Annotated in this window: 2 protein-coding genes, 1 tRNA gene and 1 pseudogene; 3 read left to right on the top strand and 1 reads right to left on the bottom strand. The window is 57.6% G+C overall.

The window, feature by feature from the left end; translation table 11 throughout:
* Positions 1-288: pseudogene (locus ATI53_RS24570) on the bottom strand (transposase); the annotation flags it as partial.
* Positions 289-465: 177 nt separating this feature from the next.
* On the opposite strand from ATI53_RS24570, the gene ATI53_RS22650 reads away from it, so the two are divergent.
* From ATI53_RS22650 to ATI53_RS22640, 3 genes are all read left to right on the top strand, one after another.
* Positions 466-555 (top strand) — tRNA-Ser (locus ATI53_RS22650).
* A 148-nt stretch (positions 556-703) separates the two neighbouring features.
* Positions 704-1,879, top strand: coding sequence for a tyrosine-type recombinase/integrase (locus ATI53_RS22645; protein ID WP_111551435.1), 1,176 nt, complete (start codon positions 704-706; stop codon positions 1,877-1,879).
* Positions 1,872-2,419 (top strand): hypothetical protein (locus ATI53_RS22640; protein ID WP_146610011.1); only part of this gene is annotated, 548 nt, incomplete at its 3' end. The genes ATI53_RS22645 and ATI53_RS22640, both read left to right, overlap by 8 nt.

The raw sequence follows: 2,419 nt of genomic DNA, 5'->3' as shown, positions 1-2,419 counted from the left end.
TGTTACCCGGCAGTGGTTTGCCTGCAAACCATGAGAGGGCCCCGTCGCCGAGGAACTTGATCCCGGTGCTGTCCACTGCCCGGCAGTGCATTGCGCAGCAATGTCCCGAGAGGGCACCAGCAGGTTGAGCGGACCATCGGCACGCCGACAGGCGATCTGAACAGCAAGGGTCTTCTGCCTGCGGCACAGGGTGGAATAGTCCGGTACAGGCCAGTCCAGCCCGGCCATCTGCAGCCGGCTGGCCACCATGCCCGTGGTCTGCCTCAACGGCAGCTTGAACAGAACCTTGTTGGCAGTCAAATCCCTGCGGCCGAAGCAGTCGCCGTTGACAAATCGTTGCCAAACACCTGGGGCTTTTTCGGCGATATTGGTGAACATATGTAATATGATGCATGTGACATGAGCAGCGGAAAAAGTGCGATTTTCGCCTTGTTTCTCGCGTCATGCCCCTCTAAACGGGTCAGTGGAGACGTGGCCGAGTGGTCGAAGGCGCTCCCCTGCTAAGGGAGTAGGCCCGGAAGGGTCTCGTGGGTTCGAATCCCATCGTCTCCGCCAGCTACCATTTTCATTGAATGGCCTTGGGGCGCTTGATAGCGTATAAGTCTATGGACTTATGCGCTTATTCTCGTTCGTTGGTTGCGTTCGTTTCACTTCGATTGCGCTCGGTTCTATTCGTTCCGTGGTATGAAAGGTGGTACGTCTGATGGCCTACACCTCCGGCAAACTAACCAAGAATCTTGTCCGCACCCTCGGCCCGGGGCGGCACGGCGACGGCAACGGCCTCTACCTCGTGGTTGACCCATCCGGTGCCCGCCGGTGGATCGTGCGGGTCACAGTGAAGGGGCAGCGCAACCGCCAAGGAAAGCCCAACCGAACGGACTTCGGCGCTGACATCATAACCCTGACAGTCGCCCGAGAGCGAGCGCTTGAATACCGGCGCCTCGCCAAGCAGGGGCTGAACCCGAAGTACCATCGCGACAAGGAGGTACCATGCTTCGAGGAGGTCGCGCGTCAGGTCCATATCGAGCGTCTGCCGACCTGGAAGAACCCGAAGCACGGTCAGCAGTGGATCAACACGCTCGCAGATTACGCCTTCCCCAAGATCGGCCGCTTGCCTGTGTCTGAGATTGATCAGCCAGAGGTCTTGCAGGTCCTCTCCCCTATCTGGACCGAGAAGCATGAGACCGCTCGTCGTGTCGCACAACGCATGAAGGCGGTTCTGGACGTCGCCCGCTCACGCGGCTTCCGCGAAGGAGAGAATCCCGTGACGGTCGTCATGGACGCTCGTGTCCTGCCGCGAGTGAAGGCGAAGGTGAAGCACCACAACGCGATGCGCTGGCAGGACGTCCCGGCGTTCTACGCGCAGCTTTCTCGGCAAGGTGGTATGGCGGCTAAGGCATTGATGTTCACCTGCCTGACAGGATGCCGGACCAGTGAGGTCCTCCAAGCAGTCTGGGAAGAATTTGACTTCGATGAGCAAACTTGGACGATACCCGAAGCGCGAACCAAAACTGGTTCCCAACATCGCGTTCCGCTAACGGCCCAAATGCTGGAGATCATCGATCCACTCAAGGCGCTCCGTGCCAACTGCGTTTTTGAGGGACAACGCCGCCACAAACCCCTCTCCAATATGTCCATGTTGATGCTTTTGCGGCGAATGAAGATTGAGGATGTGACCGTCCATGGGTTCCGCTCGGCGTTTCGGGATTGGGCAGCCGAGGTTGGCAACCATCCGCGCGAGGTCGCTGAGCTAAGTTTGGGCCACAAAGTTGGGTCTGAAGTTGAGAGAGCCTATGCTCGATCGGACCTTCTTCAGCGCCGTCGAACCCTAATGACAGATTGGTGTGAGCATGTTCATGGAGGAACCGGCGATGGATGACGAGGCAGCACGGCTTTACCGGATTTCACGTGAGAAGCGCACCCGCATAGCGCGCCGACATTGGAGCAACTATAAAGCCCATTTCTCTACTCCCGATGTGAATCTTTACCGGCAAGCTCACGCTGAAAAAGTGAAGCTTATAGACGATATCCTCGAAGAGTACCTTCGCATTCCACTTCTCTGCGCCGAGTCATATTTCGCTGCGAGTCTGATCTATAACGATGACGAGGGACCTATTTGGTATCTCGACAAGTCTCAGCATGGCAAAGACGTAACAAAAAAGGCCATTGAAGCTCTCAAACGCGCCGAGCAGGTCTTGGATGGAGAGGAGGCGTGGCTGGGTGGCGACAATTCCTCGGCGGATGTCTCTGCGTTTCGTCAGAACCTGGCCGCCATATTGACGAGCATACCGGCCGGCCCCCGGAAACCTTATGTTCGATGTAGATGTTCCATCCCGGATGATCACATAGCCCCTCGTCGGTCAGCGCTTTTCATGGCACGCTGGGTTTTGACCGAGGCGCGGGACGGGAGAGCGACATG

It is taken from the genome of Salipiger aestuarii, from assembly GCF_003259905.1.
GTDB lineage: Bacteria > Pseudomonadota > Alphaproteobacteria > Rhodobacterales > Rhodobacteraceae > Salipiger > Salipiger aestuarii.
Note: the sequence above shows the minus strand (reverse complement) of the source record. Positions and strands in the feature narration are given on the sequence as shown.

Bases quoted from the DNA above. Each gene is read 5' to 3' on its own strand.
- ATI53_RS22645 (WP_111551435.1), top strand. From the start codon at position 704: ATGGCCTACACCTCCGGCAAACTAACCAAGAATCTTGTCCGCACCCTC.